Raw genomic sequence first — 4,389 nt, forward strand, 5'->3', positions numbered from 1 at the left:
CCGCCGCTGCCGGCGGGTGCCGACCAGCCGACGAACTATGCCGAACAGCAGGGCCATGGCGGCGAAACCCGCCAGACGACCTCGGACGCGGCACTTACCATGACCACGCAGCAGGGCATCCCGATCGCGGATGCCCAGAACAGTCTAAAGGCGGGTCTGCGGGGCCCCACGCTGCTCGAAGACTTCATCCTCCGCGAAAAGATCTTCCATTTCGATCACGAGCGCATCCCGGAGCGCGTCGTCCACGCACGCGGCTATGGCGCGCACGGCGTGTTCGAACTGACCGACAGTCTGGCCGACTACACCCGCGCCGACGTGCTGAGCACGGTCGGGCAGCAGACCGAGGTGTTCGTCCGCTTCTCAACGGTAGCGGGCAACAAGGGCTCGCGCGATCTGGCGCGCGACGTGCGCGGCTTCGCCGTCAAGATGTACACGAAGCAGGGCAACTGGGACATCGTCGGCAACAACATCCCGGTGTTCTTCATCCAGGATGCCATCAAGTTCCCCGATCTGGTCCATGCGGCCAAGCAGGAGCCCGACCGGGCGTTCCCCCAAGCGCAAACCGCACACGACAATTTCTGGGATTTCGCCAGCCTCACCCCGGAAACCTGGCACATGATCATGTGGATCATGTCCGATCGCACGATCCCCCGCTCCTTCCGCACGATGGAGGGCTTCGGCGTCCACAGCTTCCGCCTGGTGAACGCGGAAGGCAGGGCGACCTTCGTCAAGTTCCACTGGAAGCCGCGCCAGGGGCTCCAGTCGGTGCTGTGGAACGAGGCGGTCAAGATCAGCGGCGCCGATCCCGACTATCATCGCCGCGATCTTTGGGAGGCGATCGAGAGCGGTGACTTCCCGCAATGGGACCTCGGCGTCCAGCTGTTCGATCAGGAAACCGCCGACAAGCTTCCCTTCGACCATCTCGACTCGACCAAGCTCATCCCCGAGGAGGACGTGCCGGTCCGCATCGTCGGTACGCTCACGCTCAATCGCAACGTCGACAACTTCTTCGCCGAAACCGAGCAGGTCGCTTATTGCACGCAGAACATCGTGCCGGGCATCGACTTCAGTGACGACCCGCTGCTGCACGGCCGCAACTTCTCCTATCTCGATACCCAGCTGAAGCGGCTCGGCAGCCCGAACTTCACCCACCTGCCGATCAATGCCCCGCGCTGTCCGGTGATGAACTTCCAGCAGGACGGCCACATGGCGATGCGCAATCCGAAGGGGCGCGTGAACTATGAGCCGAACAGCTGGGGCGCGGAAGGCGGTCCGCGCGAGAACCCGGAGATCGGCTTCACCAGCTTCCCCGCCGAGGTTCAGGGGACCAAGCAGCGGATTCGGTCCGAAACCTTTGCCGATCATTACAGCCAGGCACGGCAGTTCTATCTCAGCCAGCAGCCGATCGAGCAGAAGCACATCGGCGACGCGCTGGTGTTCGAGCTGTCGAAGGTAGATCGTGTCGACATCCGGGCCCGGGCGGTCAGCCACCTGCGCAACATCGACGAGGATCTCGCCGCTACCGTCGCGGACGGGCTCGGCCTCGACCTGCCGGACGCCGCCAAGGCGGCCAAGCCGACGCTAGACCTGCCGACATCGTCGGCGCTCTCGATCGTCGCCAACGGCCCGGCGAATTTCGCCGGGCGAAAGATGGGCCTGCTGCTGACCGATGGGTCGAGCGCCGAGCTGTTCAATGCGCTGACCAAGGCGCTGGAAGCCGAAGGCGCGGTCTGGGAGGTGGTCGCGCCGAAGATCGGCGGGGTCACGCTCGACGACGGCACCAAGGTCGCGGCCAAGCAGAAGATCGACGGCGGACCTTCGGTCCTTTTCGATGCCGTCGCGGTGCTTCCGTCCGAGGAAGGGGCTGCGCTGCTCGCCAAGGATGCGGCCTCCAAGGACTTCGTGGCGGACGCGTTCGGCCACTGCAAGTTCATCGGCTACACCGATGCAGCCGCCACGTTGTTCGACGCTTCTCGGGTGCCGGAGCTTGACGATGGCTTCGTAGCCCTAAGCAAGAGCAAGGACGTCAAGGCGTTCGTCACGACCTGTCGTGACCTCAGGTTCTGGGCTCGGGAGATGAAGGTCGATCTCGACGCGGCGGCCTGACGACCCTGGCGGGAGCGGCAGGTGGACGTCCTGCCGCTCCACTTAACGGCAAGCCTCATATCGCACGGACGTGGGACGTGCTGCCTCGCTCGCGTTCAACGGGATCGGGTCATACCATCGGCGCGGGCCGCGGTAACGACCCAGCGGCCGGTGCGGCCCGCGGTGCGAACCGTCCAACAACGCCCGGTCTCTGCGAGGAACCGGGCGTGGATCCCTGCCGCATGCTGGACGAAATCGTAGAAATCAATCCTGTGGTGCGCGAGCACGATGATGCCGCCTGGGCGCAGGCGAGCGGCCATCTCACGCGCAACCCGGGCCATCTCTCGCGCTGAGAGGTAATACAGGATCTCGGCGATCACGATCACGTCATAGACGAGACGTGGCGGTCGACCGGGGAGCACGAGCAGCGATGCGCACGCACGAGGCCAGGCGGCAACGGCGCGTGCCGTCAGGTCGACCCCCTCCCTCGTGCCCTCGGTCGCATCGAGGCGCAACGCCATCCTCGCGATCGCGGCACTGTTGGATCCGTTGCCGCTGGCCAGCTCCAGCACCCGTCCGACCGGTCGGTGACCTATCGCGTGCAGGATCGCGGCACGCTTCACCGCCTCGTCACGGGCGGTGAAGGTGCGCCAGGGATCGTCGTCGCCGGCGAACTTGGCGGCGAACCCGGCAAGATCGATCGGGCTCGTCACTTCGAACCCGGCCGGTAGCGCTCGACCGGACGAGCAAAGGCCGCAAGCTCGTGTCTCGCGATCGTGAAGCCTGCTGGGTCATCGGAAACGGCGCCGAGCTGCGTCCGGTAGACGCGGATCAGGGACCGTTTCACCGAAACTCCCCCGGGCACAGCGATGCGCCATGCCGGTCCGGACCTGTCCGGGCGAGGCGGCCACACGCGGTAGGTCAGCCGACTGGCGCCACCCGGGCATCCGGCTACGGCCGCGGCTACGGCGCGGTGATCGGGATGGTCGTCATCGCAGGCCGGTCCGACGATGAGATCGAGATCCCGGCATCGTGCGACCTGGCGGCGCAGCGCGCGATAACAGCGCCCCGGGATCGAGGGCAACTGGCCATCGGGCAAATTGAGGAACGAGACGTCGCCAGCAACGATGCCGAGACGACGTAGCGCATGAAGGCTCTCACGCTGGCGAGCCGCGACCAGTCGCGTCCTCGGCCATTTTCGGCTGCCCCGGTGAGATGCGGCACCATCGGTCACGACCGCAACCCGGACCCGAGCTCCATGGCGGCGAAGCCGCGCAATGAGGCCTGCCGCGCCGATGACCTCGTCATCCGGGTGCGGGGCGATCACCAGCGCGACACGCACGTTTCGCAGCGCGATCTTCACAGGATGGGGTCGAGGATGTGCTCGGCGACAGCTTGGCCGACGCGAAGGCGATGCGCATCGGGCGCAGGCTGGCGCAGGTACACCATGAGATCGGCGATCTTTGCCGCCAGCGGATGCGACAGGAACAATCCCTGCAGCCCCACCGCCTCCTGCGCGATCGTGAGGGCGCGCTCGGCAGAGCCGGCGATCGATAGCCGCGCAGCGGACACCCGGGCGACGCGTTCCGCATCCGTCCCGCTGAACCAGGCGTCCGCCGTGTCGCGGATGCTCGCCGCTGCACCCTGGGCAAGCAGGAACAGGTCGGCGAGGCGCGATGCCTGGAACGGATCGGAAGCGCGCTCGTGGGTGGTCAGGTGGTCACGCACTGCATCGAGCAGGCCGGCGATGCCGCCGGCATGAACCGCGGCGAAGCGCAGCGCGCCTCCGCTGAAGAACGGCTCCCGCGCATAGCTGCCGGGCTCGCCGATACGGCCGTCTTCACCGATCACAGAGCCGGACCAGCGTACCAGATGTGTCTCCGAGCGCTGCATGCCGATCGTCTGCCACCACTCCCGATCGATGGCAGGCGGATCGGCCTCGAGGTCGAGCAGGAGCAGCTGCGGTCCGCTTTCGCTATCCGCGGTTACCAGCGCGTGAGTCAGTATCCCCGCCCCCGATGCATAGCCCTTGCCGCCGGTCAGCCGTCCGCCGGTAAGCACCAGCGGCTCACCCGGCAGGCCCGCATTCCAAATACCCAACGTCGCTCCCGCAGCGATGCGCGCCCGCAACGCAGCGACCTGGGACGACGTGCCGTATCGAAACACGATCTGCACCGCATCGACATGCCCCTCAAGCAGGCGCCCGATGGGGAGATCCCGGCGTCCCGCAGCGTAAAGAGGGCGGAGCAGGTCCAGATATGCCTTGGGCGTCGTCGGATCGCCGGCGGGATCGGTCGCCCACCC

General features: G+C 66.6%; 4 protein-coding genes. 1 reads left to right on the forward strand and 3 read right to left on the reverse strand.

The genetic code is table 11. The features are described 5' to 3' along the window. A partial coding sequence (locus tag AX702_RS19580) for a catalase (protein ID WP_066782067.1) occupies window positions 1-2,106 on the forward strand: 2,106 nt, incomplete at its 5' end. A 95-nt stretch (window positions 2,107-2,201) separates the two neighbouring features. On the opposite strand, the gene AX702_RS19585 is transcribed toward AX702_RS19580, so the two are convergent. From AX702_RS19585 to AX702_RS19595, 3 genes are all read right to left on the reverse strand, one after another. After that, window positions 2,202-2,798, reverse strand: coding sequence for a class I SAM-dependent methyltransferase (locus AX702_RS19585; protein WP_007406872.1), 597 nt, complete (start codon window positions 2,796-2,798; stop codon window positions 2,202-2,204). Continuing rightward, on the reverse strand, window positions 2,795-3,448 hold the full coding sequence (locus AX702_RS19590; protein WP_007406874.1) for a PIG-L deacetylase family protein: 654 nt from the start codon (window positions 3,446-3,448) through the stop codon (window positions 2,795-2,797). Before AX702_RS19590 ends, AX702_RS19585 begins: the two co-directional genes overlap by 4 nt. Beyond that, window positions 3,445-4,389 (reverse strand): acyl-CoA dehydrogenase (locus AX702_RS19595; RefSeq protein WP_066782068.1); only part of this gene is annotated, 945 nt, incomplete at its 5' end. The genes AX702_RS19590 and AX702_RS19595, both read right to left, overlap by 4 nt.

Origin of the sequence: Sphingomonas sp. CCH5-D11, assembly GCF_001557395.1 — a bacterium.
Classification (GTDB): domain Bacteria; phylum Pseudomonadota; class Alphaproteobacteria; order Sphingomonadales; family Sphingomonadaceae; genus Sphingomonas.